Below are 19977 nucleotides of genomic sequence, written 5' to 3'. Positions count from 1 at the left end.
GGCCGTCGGTGCCGGGTGATTGGATGGTGTGATGGTGCACGCGCTCTGGTCTCCCGGATCGGGGTTGATGCTGTGGCGCGACGGCGGCGCGGCGCAGTCGTCCGGCACCGACCTGCTCCCGGAGGCGGGGGCACTGGGGCGCGCGCTCGAGCGCAGGCCCCGGCATCGGGTGACGGTCTCCCTGCCCAACGGCGACGGCACCCTCGCCGAGCTCACGCTGCCCGCGCTCGCGCTCGCCCCGGCCGCCGCGGTCGAGGTGCTGCTCGGCCTGCCGACCGACGACCCCCGGCTGTCCGGCGACCTCCGGTTCCTCGCACACGTCGCACGGGGCGTGCGGCGCTGGGTGCACGCCGGCCGGGTGGTGCCCGAGGTGGTCCGCGAGGACGGGCAGTGGTGGGTGCGCTGGCGCCTGGTCGGCGGCGAACGCCAGCGGGCCTGGGTCTCCGAGCTGGTCGTCGCCATGCCCGGCGTCCTCCGCGGAGCGGGTGGCGCCCGAAAGACGCTGGAAGATTTCATCTTCGAGATCACCGATCCGATCGTGCGGCGGGCCCTGCGCGAACGCGACGCTCGACACCCGCTGCTGCACGCGCTGCTCACCGACACCACGCTGGCGGAGGGCACCCAACAGGTCGCCACGAACCTGCAGGAGTGGCGGCAGAGCCTCGCGGTCGACGAACCCGACCTGGTGTTGCGGCTCGTGGAGCCCGAGGACGTCGACGGTGACGAGCACGCTCCCGACGACGCCCTGTGGCGCCTCGAGGTGTGCCTGCGCCCGGCCGGTGAGGCGCCGGCCCCCGTGCCCGTGCACCTCTCCGACCCGGCCTCGCTCAAGATCGGTGTCCGCAAGCTGGGCGAGGCCATGGCCGCCTATCCTCGGCTGAGCGGCGTGCCCTCCGACCGGGACAGCCTGGACCTGTTGCTCCCGCTCGCGGTGGTCACCGACCTCGTGGCGCACGGCGCGACGGCACTGGCCGACGCCGGCGTCACCGTGCTGCTGCCCCGGGCCTGGACGGTCGCCTCACCGTCGCTGCGGCTGCGGGTGTCGAGCCCGGCGGTCCTGCTGGACACCGACGAGCGCGCCGTCGGCCTCGGACAACTGGTGTCCTACAACTGGGAACTCGCCCTCGGCGAGATGGTGCTCACCAACGCCGAGATGGCGCAGCTGACCCGCGCCAAGACCGACCTGGTCCGGCTGCGCGGCCAGTGGGTGCAGGCGAATCACGCCGTCCTGGCGAAGGCCGCCGAGTACGTCACCCGGCAGCAGCCCGAACGTGAGCACACGCTCGGCCAGTTGCTCGGCGAACTCACCGCCCAGGAGCCCCCGCCGATACCGGTCGAGGAGATCAGTTCCACCGGATGGGTTGCGGCCCTGCTCGATTCGCAGGAGAGGCCGGTCGAGGTCCCGGTCCCGGCCGGGCTGGACGCCACGCTGCGGCCGTACCAGCGCCGCGGTCTCGACTGGCTGGCGTACATGAGCGGCCTCGGGCTCGGCGCCGTGCTGGCCGACGACATGGGGCTCGGCAAGACAGTCCAGCTGCTGGCGCTGCTCGCCCACGAGCGCACCGGCGGCCGGCCGCGTCCGGGACCGACCCTGCTGGTGTGTCCGATGTCGGTGGTGGGCAACTGGCAGCGCGAGGCGGCCAGGTTCACGCCGGGCCTGCGCGTGCACGTCCACCACGGCGTCGACCGGCTGCGGGGCACGGCCCTCGGCGCCGCGGCCGCCGGGCACGACCTCGTCATCACCACCTACGCGCTGCTCGCCCGCGACGTGGCGGCGCTGCGTGAGACGGCGTGGGACCGGGTGGTGCTGGACGAGGCGCAGCACGTCAAGAACGCGACCACCGCGCAGGCCCGCGCCGCCAGGGCGGTGCCGGCGCGGCATCGCCTCGCGCTGACCGGCACCCCGGTCGAGAACCGGCTCGACGAACTGCGCTCGATCCTCGACTTCGTGAACCCGAACATGCTGGGCAGCGTGAACCAGTTCCGGGCCCGCTTCGCGGTCCCCATCGAGCGTGAGCGCAACGAGGGTGTGCTCACCCGGCTGCGCGCGGTGACCTCACCGTTCGTGCTGCGGCGGGTCAAAACCGACCCCGAGGTGATCTCCGACCTGCCCGACAAGTTCGAGATGACGGTGCGCGCCAACCTCACCGTCGAACAGGCTGCGCTGTACAAGGCGGTGGTCGAGGACATGGTCGCCAGGCTTCGCGACGTCGAGAGCATCGCACGCAAGGGCGTGGTGCTCGCCGCGCTCACCCGGCTCAAGCAGGTCTGCAATCATCCGGCGCACTTCCTCGGCGACGGCTCTGCGGTGCAGCGTCGCGGCAGGCACCGGTCGGGCAAGCTGGGGCTGGTCGAGGACATCGTGGACTCCGTGCTCGCGGACGGCGAACGGGTGTTGCTGTTCACCCAGTTCCGTGAGTTCGGGTCGATCGTCGCGCCGTACCTGGCGGAACGGTTCGGCACCGAGGTTCCGTTCCTGCACGGCGGCGTCGCGCGCGGCAGGCGGGACGCCATGGTGCACGACTTCCAGGCCGGGGGCAGCCCGATCATGCTGCTCTCGCTGAAGGCGGGTGGCACCGGACTCAACCTCACCGCGGCCAATCACGTTGTGCACCTGGACCGCTGGTGGAATCCGGCGGTGGAGAACCAGGCCACCGACCGCGCCTTCCGCATCGGCCAGCGGCGCGACGTGCAGGTCCGCAAGATCGTCTGCGTCGGTACCCTCGAGGAGCGGATCGACGCGATGATCACCAGTAAGTCGGAGCTCGCCGACCTCGCGGTCGGTGCCGGCGAGAAGTGGATCACCGAGATGAGCACCGAGGAACTGCGCGAGCTGATGTACCTGAGCCGGGACGCGGTGGGCGAATGACTGCGGCGGGAGGTCGCGGCCCGGTCCGTCGTAGGGCGTTCACGCAGCCGTGGTGGGGGCGCGCCCTGGTGTCGTCGATCGAGCGCATCGCGGACCCTGGCCGGATCAGCCGCGGTCGCGGCCACGCCCGCGCCGGTCAGGTGATCAGCTACCGGCTCGCGCCGGGGGCGGTCGTCGGCGAGGTGCAGGGCAGTCAGATCGATCCGTTCACCGCGACGGTCACGCTGCGCCCACTGGACCCCGACGTCGTCGACGGGCTGATCGACCGGGTCCGGCGCACCCCGGGGATGCTCGGCGCGCTCGCCGCGGGCACCGTGCCCGCCGAACTCGGCGAGGTGCTGCTGCCTCAGGAGTCCGGCGAACTCGACTTCGGATGCACCTGCCCCGACCCGGGCTGGCCGTGCAAGCACGCCGCGGCGCTGGTGTACCTGACCGCCGAGCGACTCGACACGGACCCGCTGACGATCCTGACGCTGCGGGGCCTGGATCTGGACGCGATGATCCGCGGTGTCGAGTCGGACGGCGAGGACTTCGCGATCGACGTCGACGACTACTTCGGTGACCGCACCACGCTGCCGGCCCTGCCGTCCGAGGAGTTCCGGCCCGCGCCCGAGGACCTGAACCCCGCGCTGCTGCGTAAGGCGCTGCGCGGGGTGGGCGTCGAGGAACCGCTCGTCGCCGGGGCGTTGCGGGACCTCGACGACCTGTACCGGATCCTCGGGCGGGACTGACTACATCCGCTGCGAGGAGATGTTGCCGCCGTCGACCACCAGCTCGGAGGCGGTGATGTAGCTGGCCTCGTCGGAGAGCATGAACCGCACGGCGTGGCCGACCTCCTCCGGCTGGCCGAGGCGCTCGAGCAGGATGCGGCGCTCGAAGGTGCCCGGGGGCAGCAGGTCGACGGTGGGCTGCAGCATCGGGGTCAGGATCTGGCCGGGGGAGACGCAGTTGATGCGGATGCCCTCGGGGCCGAGCCGGTCCGCGAGCGAGCGCACGACCGCGAGCATGCCGCCCTTGGCCGCGGAGTACACGGGGTTGATCGCGTTGCCGAGGTGCGCGTTGATCGACGAGATGCCGACGATCGCCGAGCCCGGGTTCGCCTGGAAGTCCGGCAGCAGCTCCTTGGTCAGCAGGACCAGCGGGCGCAGGTGGGTGTTGATGCCCAGATCCCACACGTCCACGGTGACGCCCTCGAGCGAACCCTGGTCGACGACGCCGGCGGCATGGACGAGTCCGCCGATGTTCTTCAGTGCGGCGCGGGTGGTGGCCAGCGCGTCGGCGTAGAGGTCCGGGTTGCTGAGGTCGACGCCGACGCCGATGGCGGCGACACCGAACTCGGCGGCGATGGTGTCGGCCTCGGACTTGGCCTTGGCCTCGTTGAGGTCCCAGAGCGCGACGGGGCGGCCTGCCTCTGCGAGCGCGCGGGCGGACGCCAGGCCGATGCCGGAGGCGCCGCCGGTGACGACGACGGCGGTCGTGAGGGAGGTCTTGGTGGTTTCAGACATGAATCCAGCGTCCGCCCGTCCGTCGGCAGCGACAAGCCCACTCTCCCGCTCAGCGGCTACGCCGACTGTGCGCGCGGAGCACCCCGGTGGGGGTACGGATCGCGCACGGGAGCGAAGCACATCTAGACATACATGGACATCCAACTATAGGATGGCAACATATTCAGAACTGCGCGCTCGGCCGCCCCGTGGGGGCCGGTCGGGGCGTCCGTCGAGCGAGAACGGGTCAGGAAAATGGTTCAGGAACTCACGCATTTCGTCGGTGGCAAGCGCGTCCCCGGCACTTCCGGCAAGTTCGGCGACGTCTACGACCCGAACACCGGCCAGGTCCAGGCCCGGGTGCCGCTCGCGAGCAAGTCCGAGGTCGAGGCCGTCGTCGCCAACGCGGCCGAGGCGCAGCGCGAGTGGGCGGCGTTCAATCCGCAGAAGCGGGCCCGGGTGCTGATGAAGTTCGTCGCGCTCGTCAACGACGAGATGGACTCGCTCGCGGAACTGCTGTCCTCCGAGCACGGCAAGACGGTCCCCGACGCCAAGGGGGACATCCAGCGCGGCCTCGAGGTGATCGAGTTCGCCATCGGCATCCCGCATCTGCTCAAGGGCGAGTACACCGAGAGCGCGGGCACCGGCATCGACGTCTACTCCATGCGCCAGCCCCTCGGCGTGGTCGCCGGGATCACCCCGTTCAACTTCCCGGCGATGATCCCGCTGTGGAAGGCCGGTCCGGCACTGGCCTGCGGCAACGCCTTCGTGCTCAAGCCGTCCGAGCGTGACCCGTCGGTGCCGCTGCGGCTCGCCGAACTGTTCGTCGAGGCCGGCCTGCCGGCGGGCGTGTTCAACGTGGTCAACGGCGACAAGGAGTCCGTCGACGCGCTGCTGCACGACCCGCGCATCAAGGCCGTCGGTTTCGTCGGGTCCACCCCGATCGCGCAGTACATCTACGAGACCGCCACCGCCAACGGCAAGCGCGCGCAGTGCTTCGGCGGCGCCAAGAACCACGCGATCGTGATGCCCGACGCCGACCTCGACGACGTGGCCGACCAGTTGATCGGCGCCGGCTACGGCTCCGCCGGCCAGCGTTGCATGGCCATCTCGGTGGCCGTGCCCGTCGGTGAGGACACCGCGGACAAGCTCGTCGAGAAGCTGACCGAGCGGGTGTACAAGCTCAACGTCGGCCACTCGCACGACAAGGGCGTCGACTTCGGCCCGCTCGTGTCCTCGGATGCCGTCCAGCGGGTCACCGACTACGTCCAGATCGCCATCGACGAGGGCGCCGAGGTGGTCGTCGACGGCCGCGACCAGACCATCGACGGGGCGGGCGACGGCTTCTTCACCGGCGCGACCCTGCTCGACAAGGTCACCAAGGACATGCGGGTGTACAAGGAGGAGATCTTCGGCCCGGTGCTGCAGGTCGTGCGCGCACACGACTACGAGGAGGCGCTCGCGCTGCCGACCGATCACGAGTACGGCAACGGGGTCGCGATCTTCACCAGCGACGGTGACACCGCGCGCGACTTCGCCACCCGCGTCCAGGTCGGGATGGTCGGCATCAACGTGCCGATCCCGGTTCCGATCGCGTACCACACCTTCGGCGGCTGGAAGGCCTCCGGTTTCGGTGACCTCAACCAGCACGGCCCGGACTCGATTCGCTTCTACACCAAGACCAAGACGGTCACCCAGCGCTGGCCTTCGGGCAAGAAGGAAGAAGCCGAGTCGACGGGCAACCACTTCGTCATCCCCACGATGGACTAGGACCGACATGTTCACCCTGACCGACGACGAGCGGGCGATCAGCGACACCGCGCGCGACTTCGCCGCGGAGTACCTGGCCCCCAACGCAATCGAATGGGACCAGGCCAAGCACTTCCCGGTGGACGTGCTGCGCAAGGCCGCCTCGCTCGGCATGGGCGGCATCTACATCGGCGAGGACGTGGGCGGGTCGGGACTGACCCGTCTCGACGCCGCCCGCATCTTCGAACAGCTCGCCACCGGCGACCCGTCGATCGCCGCGTACGTCTCCATCCACAACATGGTGACCTGGATGATCGACACCTACGGCACCGACGAGCAACGTCGCCAGTGGGTGCCCGGACTGTGCTCGATGGACCAGCTCGGCAGCTACTGCCTCACCGAGCCGGGTGCCGGTTCGGACGCGGCGGCGTTGTCCACCAAGGCGGTTCGGGACGGCGACGACTACCTGCTGACCGGGGTCAAGCAGTTCATCTCCGGTGCGGGCACCTCCGAGGTCTACGTGGTGATGGCCCGCACCGGGGCAGCGGGTCCCCGCGGCATCTCGGCGTTCGTCGTGCCGAAGGACTCGCCCGGACTCTCCTTCGGTGCCAACGAGAAGAAGATGGGCTGGAACGCGCAGCCCACCCGGCAGGTGATCCTCGACGAGGTGCGGGTGCCGGCCGCGAACCGGCTCGGCGCCGAGGGCGACGGCTTCAAGATCGCCATGTCCGGGCTGAACGGCGGCAGGCTCAACATCGCCGCCTGCTCGGTGGGCGGCGCACAGGCCGCGCTGACCATGGCAGTCGACTACCTCGCGCAGCGGCGGGCCTTCGGTGCGGCGCTGTTGGATTCGCAGGCCCTGCAGTTCCAGCTCGCCGACATGCGCACCGAACTCGAGGCCGCCCGCACCCTGCTGTGGCGGGCCGCGGCGGCACTCGACGAGGACGCGCCCGACAAGGTCGAACTGTGCGCGATGGCGAAGCGTTTCGCCACCGACACCGGCTTCGAGGTGGCGAACCGGGCCCTGCAGATGCACGGCGGCTACGGCTATCTCGCCGAGTACGGTCTGGAGAAGATCGTGCGGGATCTGCGGGTTCATCAGATCCTGGAGGGCAGCAACGAAATCATGCGGGTGGTCATCGCCCGCAGCGTGGTGGGAAAGGCGGGCGCGGCGTGAGCGAGGCAAACGAGGCTCCGGTGAACGAGGGCGAGGTGCTCGTCGAGCGGACGGGAGGTCTGGGCCGGCTGACGCTCAACCGTCCCAAGGCGATCAACGCGCTCAATCACGCGATGGTGCGGTCCATGGCGACGGCCCTGCTCGAGTGGGAGTCGGACCCCGACGTGCACGCGGTCGTGGTCGACGGCGCGGGCGAGCGCGGACTCTGCGCGGGCGGCGACATCGTCGCGATCCACGACGACGCGAAGTTCGGGCGGACGGGATCGCGCGAGTTCTGGCGCGACGAGTACGTCCTCAACGCCGCGATCGGCCGGTACCCCAAGCCGTACGTCGCGATCATGGACGGCATCGTGATGGGCGGCGGCGTCGGGATCTCCGCGCACGGCAGCGTCCGTGTCGTCACCGAGCGCTCCTCGATCGCGATGCCGGAGACCGGCATCGGCTTCGTGCCCGACGTCGGCGGCACCTACCTGCTCTCGCGCACACCCGGCGAGATCGGCACCCACGTCGCCCTGACCACCGGTCGCCTCGACGCCGGCGACGCGATCGCGCTCGGATTCGCCGATCACTTCGTGCCGTCGGAGTCGCTGGGCGGCTTCGTGACCGCCCTCGAATCCGGCTCGGTCGCGGATGCGCTGGCGCAGTTCGAGCGTCCCGCGCCGGAGTCCCCGCTGCTGGCGCAGCGATCGTGGATCGACGCCGCCTACTCGGCGGACACGGTGGAGGAGATCGTCCTGCGACTGCAGTCCGCTGGCGTGCCCGAGGCCACGAAGGCGGCCGAGCAGGTTCTCGCCAAGTCGCCGGTGGCCCTGAAGGTCACCTTGCGCTCGCTCCGCCACGCCCGCACCCTCGGCAGCCTCGAGGAGGTCCTGAACGAGGAGTTCCGGGTCTCCGCGGCGGCACTCTCCTCGCACGACCTCGTCGAGGGCATTCGTGCGCAGGTGATCGACAAGGACCGCAACCCGGCGTGGTCGCCGGCCACCCTCGCCGACGTGACCGCCGCCGACGTGGACCGCTACTTCCAGCCGCTCGGCGAGCTCGAACTGGGTCTCGCCGCACCCGATCTCGAAGGGATCTGACAGATGAGCACACAGCCGACGGTTGCGTTCCTCGGGCTCGGTCACATGGGCGGGCCGATGGCCGCCAACCTCGTCAAGGCCGGCTACCCGGTGACCGGGTACGACCCGGTCCCCGCAGCGCAGGAACAGGCGACCAAGGACGGTCTCGCCCTGGCGGAGACGGCGGTCGACGCCGTGCGGGATGCGGACGTCGTGATCACCATGCTGCCCAACGGGCGGCTGGTCCTCGACCTGTACGACGAGATCCTGCCCGCCGCGCGGCCGAACACCCTCTTCGTGGACAGCTCCACCATCGACGTCGCCGACGCGCGGGCCGCCCACGACAAGGCGCAGCAGGCCGGACACCGCGCCGTCGACGCCCCCGTCTCCGGTGGCGTCGCCGGTGCCGCGGCCGGGACGTTGGCGTTCATGGTCGGCGGCTCCGAGGCCGACTTCGCCTCCGCGCACCCGCTGCTCGACGTGATGGGCCGAAAGGTCGTGCACTGCGGCGATTCCGGCGTGGGACAGGCCGCCAAGATCTGCAACAACATGATTCTCGGCGTCTCGATGATCGCGATCAGCGAGGCGTTCGTGCTCGGTGAGAAGCTGGGTCTGACCAACCAGGCCCTGTTCGACGTCGCCTCCAACGCGTCCGGCCAGTGCTGGGCGCTGACCAGCAACTGCCCGGTCCCCGGACCGGTGCCGACCACCCCGGCGAACAACGACTACCAGCCCGGCTTCGCGGCCGCCTTGATGGACAAGGACCTGGGCCTGGCCGCGAATGCGGTGCGCGCCAACGGCGTGGACGCCGAGCTGGGCCTGCGCGCCGCGGAGCTGTACCACCGGTTCAACACCGGCGGCGGCGGCGGGCTGGACTTCTCCGCCATCGTGACCGACATCCGTACCCGTTCCAGCCAGGAGAACGCCAGTGAGTGAGTTCGAAACCATCCTCGTCGAGAGCAAGGGCCGCGTCGGGATCGTCACGCTGAACCGGCCGAAGGCGCTGAACGCGCTCAACAGCCAGCTGATGCGCGAGGTCGTCGCGGCGGTCGAGGAGTTCGACGCGGACCCCGCGGTCGGGGCGATCCTGCTCACCGGGTCCGAGCGCGCGTTCGCGGCGGGCGCCGACATCAAGGAGATGCAGCCGAAGACGTTCGCCGACGTCCACGCGGAAGACCTGTTCTCCCAGTGGGACCGGCTCTCGTCCGTCCGCACGCCGATCGTCGCGGCGGTCGCCGGCTACGCCCTCGGCGGCGGCTGCGAACTCGCGATGCTGTGCGACTTCATCATCGCGGCCGACACCGCGAAGTTCGGTCAGCCCGAGATCACGCTGGGCGTGATCCCGGGAATCGGTGGCTCGCAGCGACTGACGCGGGCCGTCGGCAAGGCGAAGGCGATGGACATGTGCCTGACCGGTCGAACCATGGACGCGGCGGAGGCCGAGCGAGCCGGGCTGGTCTCGCGCATCGTGCCCGCGGCCGACCTGCTCGACGAGGCGTTGGCGGCCGCGAACACGATCGCCGAGATGTCGCTGCCGATCGCGATGATGGCGAAGGAGGCCGTCAACCGGTCGTTCGAGACCACGCTGGCCGAGGGCGTGAAGTTCGAACGCCGCGTCTTCCACTCGACGTTCGCGACCGCCGATCAGAAGGAAGGGATGGCCGCCTTCGTCGAGAAGCGGTCGCCGCACTTCACCCACAGCTGAGCGGCACCGGCCGGGCGATCGCTACCAACGAGGCAGCATCGACCCGGCCGAGGCGGCGGCGAGGAGCACCGCTCCGCGCCCCGCCACCGACGCCGGCTCCGCGGGAAGGGTGACCGGGAGTCGGAGAAAGGTCTCGAGCCAGTGGCGCAGTGAGGCGACCTGTCCGCCGCCCCCGAGCAGCACGACCGCCGACGGTGTGGAGCGCGACTCGCGGATCATGGTGCGCAGCAGGGACACCGAGTGCATGACGCCCTCCCGCGTGAGCACGGCAAGGTCGTTGTTCGTCAGCACGACGGCGGCGCCGGTGTTCGGGTCGGCCGCGGTGACGACCCGCTCGAACGCCAACTGTTCCTTGAGGTCTCGGCAGGCGGTGAGCTCGAGTCGCACGCCGCCCTCGGCCAGGTGGTCTTGCAGCAGCCGGTCCAGTTGATCGCCGCCGACCACCGCACTGCGCCGCGCGGTCAGGACCTCGCCGGTTGGGGCGTCGGCCACGCAGGCGGACAGTCCGGAGCCGCCCACGTCGTAGAGCACCACCGAGCCGCGCCGGGGGAGCTGACCGGTGAACCGCAGATACCGGAGCTGGGCCGATGTTTCGGGCAGCACCCGCACGTGGATCCGTGTGGTGGCGGTGGTCGCGAACTCGACCACCTCGGGGTCGATGCCGGTGCGCAGGGTGACCGCGGTGGCCGTTACCAGCTCGGCCTGTTCGACCGCCGTGGCACGGAGGGTGCGGATCGCGGAGATCACCGGCTCGCCGATGGCGCTACCAGGCCGCCGCCGAACGTCGCAGCGCGCCAGCGGTTCGTGGTGGGGTCGATCCGAATGCGCGAGCACCGCACGAGCCCCACTCGCGCCCGCAGACACGCCGAGAACCAGCACCACCGTCGCACTCCTCGCCGCTGTCGAAGGTCACCATTTGGTGGGTGCGTCCCCGGTGTCGAAGTCGCCGGCGGCCCGACGCAGCTCCGCGAGAATCCGCACGAGGCTGTCGAGTTTATCCGCGGACAGTCCGGGGCGCGCAAACACCTGCTCGTTGAGCTGCTCGGTCGCGGCGAGCGCCAAATCTCGTCCGGCCTGGGTGATTTCGACCAGGGTGGCGCGGCGGTCGCTCGGGTGCGGTACCCGGCGGACCAGCTGGGCGGCCTCGAGCCGGTCGACGGCGTTGGTGACGCTGGTCGGGTGAACCTGCAGTCGCGCACTGGCCTTCGCCATCGGCAGCGCGCCGGTGCGGGTGAAGGTCAGCAGGGTCAGCAGTTCGTAGCGTGAGAAGGTCAGCCCGGTGGGCTTGAGGACCTCCTCCACCCGGGCCATCATGATCTGCTGCGCGCGCATGAGCGAGGTGACGGCGGCCATCCCGTCGGCGACCTCACCCCAACCGTGCTCTTCCCACTGGCGGTGGGCCTCCTCGATCGGGTCGAGCGGGAGCGGTTGTGACGGCATGCCCGCCATCATCCCACGACGCGGCGCCGCCGCCCGTGCGCGCGGTGTACCCCAGTCGGGGTGAAGTGCGCGCACAGACGCGCGGTGCCTACACCGGCGGGAGGTGGCCGGTCAGCTTGTCTGCGCGCGCCTTCAGCAGTTCGTCGGCGCGCTCGCGGTCGGTGAAGATCCAGAACTCGCCGGAGGCCAGGCCGTCGAACAGGGCGTCGGCGGCGGCCGCCGGGGTGACGCCGCGATCGCGCAGGTAGTCCCGCATCCGGGCGCGCAGGGCGTCGCCCGCGTCGCCGCTGGCCTCGGCCTTGGCGTAGATGTCGGTGTGCACGGGGCCCGGCAGGAACGCCGCGACCCGGATCGGCGCGTCCACCTCGGCGAGTTCGACCGCCAGGCACTCGGTCAACGCCAGCGCCGCGTGCTTGCTCGCCACGTAGGCGGCCTGCGCCGGCATGGTGGTGACGGCACCGACGGACGCGGTGTTGACGATGATCGCCTCCCCGCCGTCGGCGAGCATCCGCGGCACGAACGAGCGGATGCCGTGGAAGACCCCCGACACGTTCACCGCGAGCAGCCGCTCGAAGCGGTCCGGGTCCAGTTCCCACAGTCGGCCGGTGCGCTCGATTCCGGCGTTGTTGACCAGCAGCCGGACCGGTCCGAATCGGTCCGCGGTCGCGGCGGCCAGGCGGTCCACGTCGGCGGGATCGGTGACGTCGCAGCGGACCGTGAGCACGTCGGCGCCCGCGAGTTCGGCGGCGACGCGCTCGAGCCCCTCGGCGTCGAGGTCGGCGAGCACCACGCGCATGCCGAGGTCGGCGGCGCGGCGCGCAACCGCCGCGCCGATGCCGGAGGCGGCGCCGGTCACCACGGCGGTGGTTCCGGCCAGGTCCCGCAGGTCGAGTGTCGTCATGTCCGCACCGTAAGGGGCGAGATCGCGAGCCTGGGAGGGGTGTTCCCCGTCAGCGGGAGCCGTCGGTGGTCTCCACGCGGTGGCGAAGTACGGTTCCCGCGGAGGCTATGACTTTGACCGAACTGCAGACGCCGTGGCGCCAGCATGCGCTGATCCGGGCGGTGTTCTTTCTCATGGGGGCGGAACTGTTCCTCGCCTCCCCGCTGCTGCCGACCATCTCCAGGGACTTCGGTACCAGCATCGCTGCCACCGCGTGGGTGGTCACGGTGTTCGGCCTGGCCTATGCGATCGCCAGCCCGCTCGTCGGTGCACTGACCGAACACCTGCCGCGGCGGCGGGTGATCCTGTCCGGCATAGCCGTTTTCGCGACCGGGGAACTGTTGTGCGCGGTCGCGCCGGGGCTGGGGTGGTTGCTCGCGGCACGGGCCGTCGGCGGAATCGGTGGGGCGCTGGTCGGTCCGGCGATGTGGGCCTACCTGGCCGAGACCGCGGCGCCCCGCGAGCGTGGCCGCGCCATCGCGGGTGGCTCCGCCGCCTACGCCGGTGGCCAGATCGTCGGGGTGCCGCTGGCGACGTTCGCCGCCGCCGCGTCGAGCTGGCGGTTCGCGTTCGCGGCGGTCGCGCTGGGCCTGGCGGTCGCGGGCACGCTGATCGCATTGCGGCTGCGCGAATCGGTCCGGGTGACAGGGGCTCCGGGTCGGCCACTGGCCGCGCTGCGGTCGTCCTTCGGGCTGTGGAAGGTCGGGGTGTTCCGGACCATCATGGCCGGCAACTTCTTCGTGCAGGCGGCGCGGCTGGGCACCTATGCGTACGCGGGCGCGTTGTTCGCCACCAAGTTCGGCTTCGGCACCGGGGTGCTGGGGTTGGTGGGAATGGTGGTCGGGATCGGCTCGCTGATCGGTTCGCTCGTCGCCGGTCCGCTGATCGACCGGTGGACCTCGGCAGGCAGGCACGTCTCGCAGCTGAGCGTCGGGTGGGGGCTGATCCTGGCGGCCGCGCTGGCGATCGCGACCACGGCCGACACCTGGCAGTGGGCGCTGGCGGGATTCGTGCTCTCCTTCTTCTGCGGCACCGCCTTCTTCAGCACCGCGCAGGTGTACCTGACGACGGTGATGGCGGAGCGGCGCGCACCCGCGGTGTCCTGGAACAACTCGGTGCTCTACATCGGCACCGGAGCCGGGACCACCGCGTTGGGTCTGACCACGCTCGGCGGTACCGCGTTCGTGGTCTGCTCGGTGGTGTTCGCGTTGTGCGCGGCCGGGTTCAGTGCGGTGCTCGCGGTCCGTCGCGCCTGACCCGACCCCGCCACCCCTGGTTCCCCAGTGCCACATCGGTTCGCCTCACGTGAACCGATGTGACGTTGGGGAGGAGTTCGGATCAGGCTGAGCGCAACGCTGGTCGAGGCGGGTGCGCTGCGGCAGAGTCGTTCACCGATGCGGGTGTGGCTGAGTGGCTAGGCACCGGCCTGCAAAGCCGTTCACACGGGTTCGAATCCCGTCATCCGCTCGCACGGATCGGGGCCGCAGGGACATGTCCCTGCGGCCCCGATCTCCTGTCCGGGGTCAGCCGACGCTGGGCGGCTGGTCCACGAGCTGCGCGAGGTAGAGCTGCTCGCCGAGCTTGTCGATCAGCTCGAGCTGCGTCTCGAGGTAGTCGACGTGATCCTCTTCCTCGGCGAGGATCTTCTCGAACAGGCCCGCGCTGGTGTGATCACCCTTCGCCCGGCACATGGTGATCCCGGGGCGTAGCCGCTCGACGACCTCGACCTCGATGGCCAGGTCGGAGGTGAACTGTTCCCTGATGGTCTGGCCGACGCGCAGCGGGAGGATGCGCTGGTAGTTCGGCAAGGCTTCGAGCATGAGGATCCGGTCGGTCAGCAGCTCCGCGTGCTGCATCTCCTCGAACGATTCCTGGCGCGTCTTCTCTGCGAGCTTGGTCAGACCCCAGTTGGCCTGCATCTTGGAGTGCAGGAAGTACTGGTTGATCGCGGTCAGTTCGCTTGTGAGCTGGTCGTTCAGAAGTGCGATTACCTCGTCGTCGCCGCGCATGACACCTCCGCTGGGGTGGGCTGAACCGTGGATTCAGCCTAACTCCCAGCGGGCGAGTTCACGCGCTGATCTGTTCGACCTGTTCGACCTCGCAGTTCGAGAGATGGTCTTCGATCATCGACTTGATGCGGTCGCGGCAGAGTCCGCAGTTTCGACCCTTGCCCGCACCACATCCCATGGCGACCTGCTTCGAGGTGTGTGCCCCGGCAGCGATGCACAGCTGCACCTGTTCTTCGCTGGTGCCCGCGCAAATGCATGCGTACATCTGGTAGTTCCTCCGGCAGTGCTCCGATCCTCAGGGAAGGCTACACTAACCGGCCGCGATTGGAAAGGTTAGCCTAACCGGTCGATTCGAAGCGCCGCCGTTGACTTCCGCTCGGCAACGTCCGTAACCTCTGGTAACACATAACTGATGTGAGGAGCGCGACATGGCCGAGTTCGACATCGTGGTCAACGGCGGACTGTGGTTCGACGGGACCGGCGACCGGCCGCTGGTCCGCAACCTCGGCATCCGCGACGGCGTCGTCGCGGTCGTCTCGGCCGAACCGCTGCCCGCCGGCCCCGGCACCGAGGTGCTCGACGCCGCGGGCAAGTGGGTGCTGCCCGGGTTCGTGGACGTCCACACGCACTACGACGCGGAGGCGCTCGTCAGCCCCGGTCTGCCGGAGTCGGTAAGGCACGGGGTCACCACCGTCGTCCTCGGCAACTGCTCCCTGTCCACCGTGTACTCCACGCCGCGCGAATGCGCCGACCTGTTCAGTCGGGTCGAGGCGGTGCCGCACGGCTCGGTGCTGCGGATCCTCGAGGAGAACAAGACCTGGAGTGGGCCCGCCGAGTACGTCGAGGCCCTCGACGAGCTGCCGCTCGGCCCGAACGTCGCCGGCTTCATCGGCCATTCCGACATCCGCACCCACGTCCTCGGACTCGGTCGCGGCACCGACCGGAAGACCAAGCCCAGCGCCGCCGAACTCGACCGGATGGGGTCGATGCTCACCGAGGCGATCGACGCCGGATTCCTCGGGCTGTCCTCGATGACCAACGCCCTCGACAAGATCGACGGCGACGAGTACCGGTCGCGCTCGTTGCCCTCGACCTATGCGCGCTGGCGCGAGTTCCGCTTCCTCAACCGCATCCTGCGCGATCGCGGCAAGATCCTGCAGAGCGCGCCGACGATCAACCTGCACCCCAACGTCGCCGCCTTCTTCGCCGAGAGTTCCGCGATCGGACGGAAGCGGCCGCTCAAGACCTCGCTGCTGTCCGGCGCCGACTCGAAGGCCTACCCGGCGATCGTGTACTTCATGCTCACCGCGGCACCGTTTCTCAACCGATTCGCCAGGACCGACTTCAGGTGGCAGCACCTGCCGGTGCCGTTCACGGTGTACGCGGACGGCATCGACCTCGTGGTGTTCGAGGAGTTCGGCGCCGGCGCCGCCGCGCTGCACCTCAAGGATCAGGTCGAGCGGAATGCGTTGCTGCAGGACGAGGAGTACCGCCGCTGGTTCCGCAAGGACTACGACAACAAGTTCTCCCCGCGGATCTGGCACCGCAACTTCTACGACGCGGTGATCGTCGGCTGCCCGGACGAGACGATCATCGGCAAGACCTTCGGTCGGGTGGGTGACGAGAGGGGCGTCCACCCGGTCGACGCCTACCTCGACCTCGTCGTCGAGTACGGCTCGACGCTGCGGTGGCGCACCACCATCGCGAACCATCGGCCCAAGCTCGCACGCCGACTCGCCGCGAGCTCCGGTGTCCAGATGGGATTCGGGGACGCGGGCGCCCATCTGCGCAACATGGCGTTCTACAACTATCCGATCCGACTTCTCAAGCGGGTCAAGGACGCCCAGTCCGAACGCAAGCCCTTCCTCACCGTCGAGCGGGCCGTCCACCGGCTCACCGGCGAGCTCGCGGACTGGTACGGAATCGACGCCGGCCACCTGCGCGAGGGTGACCGCGCCGACCTGGTGATCGTCGACCCGGCCGGACTCGACGAGTCGGTGGACGGCCTGTTCGAGGAGCCGGTCGCCGAGTACGGCGGCCTGCGCCGGATGGTCAACCGCAGCGACCGGGCCGCGGTGGCCACGGTGATCAACGGAAAGCTGGTGTACCGCAACGGTGAATTCGAGCCCGGCTTCGGAGTGGAGAGGACCGGCCGATTCCTCCGCGCGGGCGCGAAGGAACGCCGCGCGGTCCGGGTGGGAGTCGACGCGTGAACACCGGTAGCGGCCGCATCGTCTCGTACCGCCGCGGCGGGCTCGTCTTCGACGTCCGCGACGAGGGCCCGATCGACGGCGTTCCCGTGGTCCTGCTGCACGGGTTCCCCCAGGACTGGCGTTCCTGGGACGCACTGGCGCCGCTGTTGCACGCCCGCGGTTACCGGACCCTCGCTCCGAATCAGCGCGGGTGCTCGCCCGGCGCCCGCCCGCGGTCGCGGTGGGCCTACCGCCGTGCGGAACTGACGGCCGACGTCGTCGAACTGATCGAGCAGGCGGACCTCGGCCCCGTGCATCTGGTCGGGCACGACTGGGGCGCAGCCGTCGCCTGGAACCTGGCGGCCGAGCGCCCCGACCTCGTGCGCACGTTGTCGGCGCTGTCGGTTCCCCACCCCGCCGCCTTCGCGCGCGCGGTCCTCACCAGCAGTCAGATCGTCAAGTCCTGGTACATGTTCGCGTTCCAGGTGCCGTGGCTGCCGGAACGGCTGCTCGCCTCCGGCGACGCGGTGCGCCGCCAGCTTCTCCGCAGCGGGATGAGCGTCGAGGTCGCCGACCGGGACCTCGCGCCGATGCGCGAGCAGGGCCGGGCCCGCGGCGCATTGAACTGGTATCGGGCGATGCTGTTCTCGACACCGGGACACACCGCCGCGCGCGTCCGCGTGCCCACGCTGCACGTGTGGAGCGACGGCGACACCGCGCTGGGGGCCAAGGGTGCCGCGCTGACCGGGAGGTACGTCGCCGGCCCGTACCGCCTCGAGACCCTGCGCGGGGTGAGCCACTGGATTCCCGACGAGGCGCCGGAGCAGCTGGACGCGCTGCTGGCACCACATCTGCAGCGGGCCTGAGGGATTGCCCTGCGGGCACGCTCCCGCGGGGTTACTGTCCCACCCGTGCACTGCTGCGGGCCGTCGCGACGTCAGGTGATCGGGCTGTTGGCCGCGGCTGCGGTCCTGCCGGTGCTCGGGGGACGCGGCGGTGTCGCTCGCGCGGGCACCGAACCGATGTGGGCGCGAGATCTGGAAGTCGTCACGATCACCGACACGTCGATCGTCGTCACCTGGGCGACGGTGTCGGCGGTGAGGGTCGACGACCACGGCATGCCGCTCCCGCTCGCCGCGGACACGGAACTGCGGCTCGGCCCGGCGGATTCGCCCGCCGCGCCGCGGGTGGTCCTTCGCGACGACAACCCCACTCCGTTCCACTACGCGGAGGTGCACGGCCTCGAGCCGGGGCGCGAGTACCGGTTCGAGGCGTACTCGAACGGGCTGCGCGCCGCCCCGGCGCTGCTTGCCACGGGGAGGCCGGGCGCCGCGGAGTCCACCGGCCGAGTCACCGCGCTGGTCCCGCCGCCCGGCCGCCTGCTGCGCACGATCGCGCTGTCCAACGACGTGCACTTCGGCGAGGAACTCAGCGGCATCGTCGCCGCCGGACTGCCGCCGGGATTCCGGCAGGAACCGGGCCTGCTGCCGTACCCCGAGGTGATGCTGACCGCGATGCTCGCCGACCTCCGGGCGCCCGACCGCGGCGCCGACCACCTGGTGGTGGCCGGCGACCTGACCGACGAGGCGTCGGCGACGGACTCGGCCGGCGTCCGCGCGCTGCTCGACGGCTGGGGCGTCGCCGGCACCGACTACTTCGTCAGTCGGGGCAACCACGACCGCCCGCACGTCGGCGCCGACTACGCAGGCTGTTCGGTTCTGCCGGCCGCGAACGACCACCACGACTGCTGGGGTGACGTGTTCTCGCCCCGGCAGGTGATGGCGTCCTTCGACCTCGGCGGTCTGCGTCTGTTGTCGGTCGACACCACCGCGGTCGACGGTTCGGGCGGAGTCGTCGAGCCCGCGCAGATGGCACAGATCCGGGATGCGCTGCGGGCCGACCCGGACCGCCCGACCCTGGTGTTCGGTCACCATCCGGTGACGGCGGAGTCCGGGTTCTCCAACGTGGCGGGTCCGAGTTTCGTTCTGAACAGGCCGGATTCGATGCAGCTCCAGGAGCTCTACCTGCGGGCGCCCGGGGTGTTCCTGCAGCACAGCGGGCACACGCACCGGAATCGGCGCACCCGGCCCGACAACGCGGCGTCGGTCGAGTACCTCGAGATCGGTGCGGTCAAGGAGTATCCGGGCGGGTACAGCCTGCTGCGGGTGTACGAGGGCGGCTACACGGTCAACTTCTACAAGACCCGCACGGCCGAGGCTCGGCGGTGGAGTCAGCGCAGTCGCGGGGAGTTCTTCGGTCAGATGCCCGAGTACACCCTCGGCACCGCCGAGGACCGCAACCACGTGGTACTACGCGACCTTTCGGGCCTGACCGCGACGTGACACCGGCGCTCGGCCGGGCTGCGCGCGACCGCCGGCCGTCCAGGCGCCGAGCAGCGAGTCGGTCAGCTGACGCTTGACCGTTGCCACGTGGTCGGCGGCGCCGTGCGGGTCGAGTGACTCGCGGAGCAGCTGGAGGAACCGGGCGGGTGTCACGCCGAACGTCTCGAGGAGTTCGGCAGGGCTCGCGCCGCCGAACGGTGCCCACGTGATCGCGAACTTGATCACCCACCCGGCGTGCGGGCTGACGGCGCCGGTTCGTTCGAGGAAGTCGGACAGTCGACGCCACGCGCGGATGCGATCCGCGTCGCCGGCGCTCACGCGGCACCTGCCGTCGACGGCGTCGCCGAGTCGGCGGCCACCGGGCTGACGGCGAACACGGGGAACCGCTCGCCCGGGGGTGTCGGACGGAACGTGACCCGCACGGCACCGTCGGTCGCGGCGGTGACCTCGCCCTCGACCCAGGTGTAGATCCGCGGGCCGTCGTCGAGCCGGACGATGGCAACGACCGGGGGAGTCGGGCCGGATTGAGGCTCGTGCGTCGGGACGGGTGCCGGCTTCCAGGACACGATCGATCCCGAACCGGTCGACGGCACCGTGTCGAGCTCGGAGCCCCGGCAGGTGGTGCACGTCGCGGACGTCGGTGCGAGCAGCGTGGCGCAGTGCGCGCAGCGCTTGAGGAGCAGCGCATCCGACGCGAGGGTGCGCGGTCGCGCGGTGTCGGACGGTCTGAGTGGGGGCTCGAGCGTGTTCGGCTGCATCGGAATCCTCGGCGGGTGGCGGTGGGTGATATGGATCACACTGTCGTCTCGCCCGCCCGTGCTCGTGAGGGCAGAACTACGGGGATACCTACCTGTTTTCGATGGGGGTACCTACCTGCTCCCCTCGTCGAGGGCGCCTGTGGTGGCCTCGCGTTCGACGATCGAGCCTGGTCGAGGACCCGCCCCCTAGGGGGAAACCGCGGGGGGGGGCGCCGGGGGGGTGGCCCGCCCACGCGCCCGCACCAACCGCCCCG

19 protein-coding genes and 1 tRNA gene are annotated in these 19977 nt (G+C 70.5%); 12 read left to right on the top strand and 8 right to left on the bottom strand.

What is annotated here, in order from left to right:
- Nucleotides 1–31 precede the first annotated feature (31 nt).
- Entirely contained in the window at nucleotides 32–2869 is a 2838-nt protein-coding gene (locus ACFXGJ_RS11685) for a DEAD/DEAH box helicase (protein ID WP_378619363.1), read from the top strand.
- Complete coding sequence (locus tag ACFXGJ_RS11680; protein ID WP_378619360.1) at nucleotides 2866–3600, top strand: SWIM zinc finger family protein; 735 nt, start codon at nucleotides 2866–2868, stop codon at nucleotides 3598–3600. The genes ACFXGJ_RS11685 and ACFXGJ_RS11680 overlap by 4 nt, the downstream gene beginning before the upstream one ends.
- On the opposite strand, the gene ACFXGJ_RS11675 is transcribed toward ACFXGJ_RS11680, so the two are convergent.
- Entirely contained in the window at nucleotides 3601–4374 is a 774-nt protein-coding gene (locus ACFXGJ_RS11675; RefSeq protein ID WP_378619358.1) for an SDR family NAD(P)-dependent oxidoreductase, read from the bottom strand. It lies immediately after the preceding gene.
- Between the two features lie 234 nt (nucleotides 4375–4608).
- On the opposite strand from ACFXGJ_RS11675, the gene ACFXGJ_RS11670 reads away from it, so the two are divergent.
- The 5 genes from ACFXGJ_RS11670 to ACFXGJ_RS11650 are packed head-to-tail and all read left to right on the top strand — an operon-like array spanning nucleotide 4609 to nucleotide 10042.
- Complete coding sequence (locus ACFXGJ_RS11670; protein ID WP_378619356.1) at nucleotides 4609–6123, top strand: CoA-acylating methylmalonate-semialdehyde dehydrogenase; 1515 nt, start codon at nucleotides 4609–4611, stop codon at nucleotides 6121–6123.
- A gap of 7 nt (nucleotides 6124–6130) precedes the next feature.
- Nucleotides 6131–7279, top strand: a complete 1149-nt coding sequence (locus tag ACFXGJ_RS11665) for an isobutyryl-CoA dehydrogenase (protein ID WP_378619353.1) — start codon at nucleotides 6131–6133, stop codon at nucleotides 7277–7279.
- A complete protein-coding gene (locus ACFXGJ_RS11660; protein WP_378619351.1) occupies nucleotides 7276–8358 on the top strand; it encodes an enoyl-CoA hydratase/isomerase family protein in 1083 nt (360 codons plus the stop codon). Before ACFXGJ_RS11665 ends, ACFXGJ_RS11660 begins: the two co-directional genes overlap by 4 nt.
- Nucleotides 8359–8361: 3 nt before the next feature.
- The gene (gene mmsB / locus ACFXGJ_RS11655; RefSeq protein WP_378619348.1) at nucleotides 8362–9273 is read left to right on the top strand and encodes a 3-hydroxyisobutyrate dehydrogenase; all 912 of its coding nucleotides are present in this window, start codon (nucleotides 8362–8364) and stop codon (nucleotides 9271–9273) included.
- The gene (locus tag ACFXGJ_RS11650) at nucleotides 9266–10042 is read left to right on the top strand and encodes an enoyl-CoA hydratase (protein WP_378619345.1); all 777 of its coding nucleotides are present in this window, start codon (nucleotides 9266–9268) and stop codon (nucleotides 10040–10042) included. Before mmsB ends, ACFXGJ_RS11650 begins: the two co-directional genes overlap by 8 nt.
- 21 nt (nucleotides 10043–10063) lie before the next feature.
- On the opposite strand, the gene ACFXGJ_RS11645 is transcribed toward ACFXGJ_RS11650, so the two are convergent.
- The 3 genes from ACFXGJ_RS11645 to ACFXGJ_RS11635 form a co-directional block, all read right to left on the bottom strand.
- The gene (locus tag ACFXGJ_RS11645) at nucleotides 10064–10924 is read right to left on the bottom strand and encodes a hypothetical protein (protein WP_378619343.1); all 861 of its coding nucleotides are present in this window, start codon (nucleotides 10922–10924) and stop codon (nucleotides 10064–10066) included.
- Between the two features lie 27 nt (nucleotides 10925–10951).
- Nucleotides 10952–11482 carry a MarR family winged helix-turn-helix transcriptional regulator gene (locus ACFXGJ_RS11640; protein ID WP_378619340.1) on the bottom strand — a complete coding sequence of 177 codons (531 nt, stop codon included), beginning with the start codon at nucleotides 11480–11482 and terminating at the stop codon, nucleotides 10952–10954.
- An 88-nt stretch (nucleotides 11483–11570) separates the two neighbouring features.
- The gene (locus ACFXGJ_RS11635) at nucleotides 11571–12383 is read right to left on the bottom strand and encodes an SDR family NAD(P)-dependent oxidoreductase (RefSeq protein ID WP_378619337.1); all 813 of its coding nucleotides are present in this window, start codon (nucleotides 12381–12383) and stop codon (nucleotides 11571–11573) included.
- 107 nt (nucleotides 12384–12490) lie between these two features.
- On the opposite strand from ACFXGJ_RS11635, the gene ACFXGJ_RS11630 reads away from it, so the two are divergent.
- Complete coding sequence (locus ACFXGJ_RS11630) at nucleotides 12491–13678, top strand: MFS transporter (RefSeq protein WP_378619333.1); 1188 nt, start codon at nucleotides 12491–12493, stop codon at nucleotides 13676–13678.
- Nucleotides 13679–13818: 140 nt separating this feature from the next.
- A tRNA-Cys gene (locus ACFXGJ_RS11625) sits at nucleotides 13819–13889 on the top strand.
- 56 nt (nucleotides 13890–13945) lie between these two features.
- Here the strand turns inward: ACFXGJ_RS11625 and bfr are convergent.
- Both bfr and ACFXGJ_RS11615 read right to left on the bottom strand, forming a co-directional pair.
- Entirely contained in the window at nucleotides 13946–14431 is a 486-nt protein-coding gene (gene bfr, locus ACFXGJ_RS11620) for a bacterioferritin (RefSeq protein ID WP_378619329.1), read from the bottom strand.
- A 58-nt stretch (nucleotides 14432–14489) separates the two neighbouring features.
- A complete protein-coding gene (locus ACFXGJ_RS11615) occupies nucleotides 14490–14696 on the bottom strand; it encodes a bacterioferritin-associated ferredoxin (protein ID WP_378619326.1) in 207 nt (68 codons plus the stop codon).
- A gap of 163 nt (nucleotides 14697–14859) precedes the next feature.
- Between ACFXGJ_RS11615 and ACFXGJ_RS11610 the strand changes: the two genes are divergently transcribed.
- The 3 genes from ACFXGJ_RS11610 to ACFXGJ_RS11600 all read left to right on the top strand — a co-directional run bounded on the left by ACFXGJ_RS11610 (nucleotide 14860) and on the right by ACFXGJ_RS11600 (nucleotide 18965).
- Complete coding sequence (locus ACFXGJ_RS11610; RefSeq protein ID WP_378619323.1) at nucleotides 14860–16644, top strand: amidohydrolase family protein; 1785 nt, start codon at nucleotides 14860–14862, stop codon at nucleotides 16642–16644.
- Complete coding sequence (locus ACFXGJ_RS11605; protein WP_378619321.1) at nucleotides 16641–17489, top strand: alpha/beta fold hydrolase; 849 nt, start codon at nucleotides 16641–16643, stop codon at nucleotides 17487–17489. The genes ACFXGJ_RS11610 and ACFXGJ_RS11605 overlap by 4 nt, the downstream gene beginning before the upstream one ends.
- A 75-nt stretch (nucleotides 17490–17564) precedes the next feature.
- The gene (locus ACFXGJ_RS11600; RefSeq protein ID WP_378619319.1) at nucleotides 17565–18965 is read left to right on the top strand and encodes a metallophosphoesterase; all 1401 of its coding nucleotides are present in this window, start codon (nucleotides 17565–17567) and stop codon (nucleotides 18963–18965) included.
- Here ACFXGJ_RS11600 and ACFXGJ_RS11595 read toward each other — a convergent pair.
- Nucleotides 18933–19283 (bottom strand): hypothetical protein, encoded by a 351-nt coding sequence (locus ACFXGJ_RS11595; RefSeq protein WP_378619316.1) that lies wholly within the window; start codon nucleotides 19281–19283, stop codon nucleotides 18933–18935. The two genes, ACFXGJ_RS11600 and ACFXGJ_RS11595, sit on opposite strands and share 33 nt — an antisense overlap.
- Nucleotides 19280–19723, bottom strand: coding sequence for a Zn-ribbon domain-containing OB-fold protein (locus ACFXGJ_RS11590; RefSeq protein ID WP_378619313.1), 444 nt, complete (start codon nucleotides 19721–19723; stop codon nucleotides 19280–19282). The genes ACFXGJ_RS11595 and ACFXGJ_RS11590 overlap by 4 nt, the downstream gene beginning before the upstream one ends.
- Nucleotides 19724–19977 lie beyond the last annotated feature (254 nt).

This window comes from Rhodococcus sp. NPDC059234, assembly GCF_042754225.1.
GTDB lineage: Bacteria > Actinomycetota > Actinomycetes > Mycobacteriales > Mycobacteriaceae > Rhodococcus_G.
This window is presented reverse-complemented; position numbering and strand designations above follow the sequence as displayed.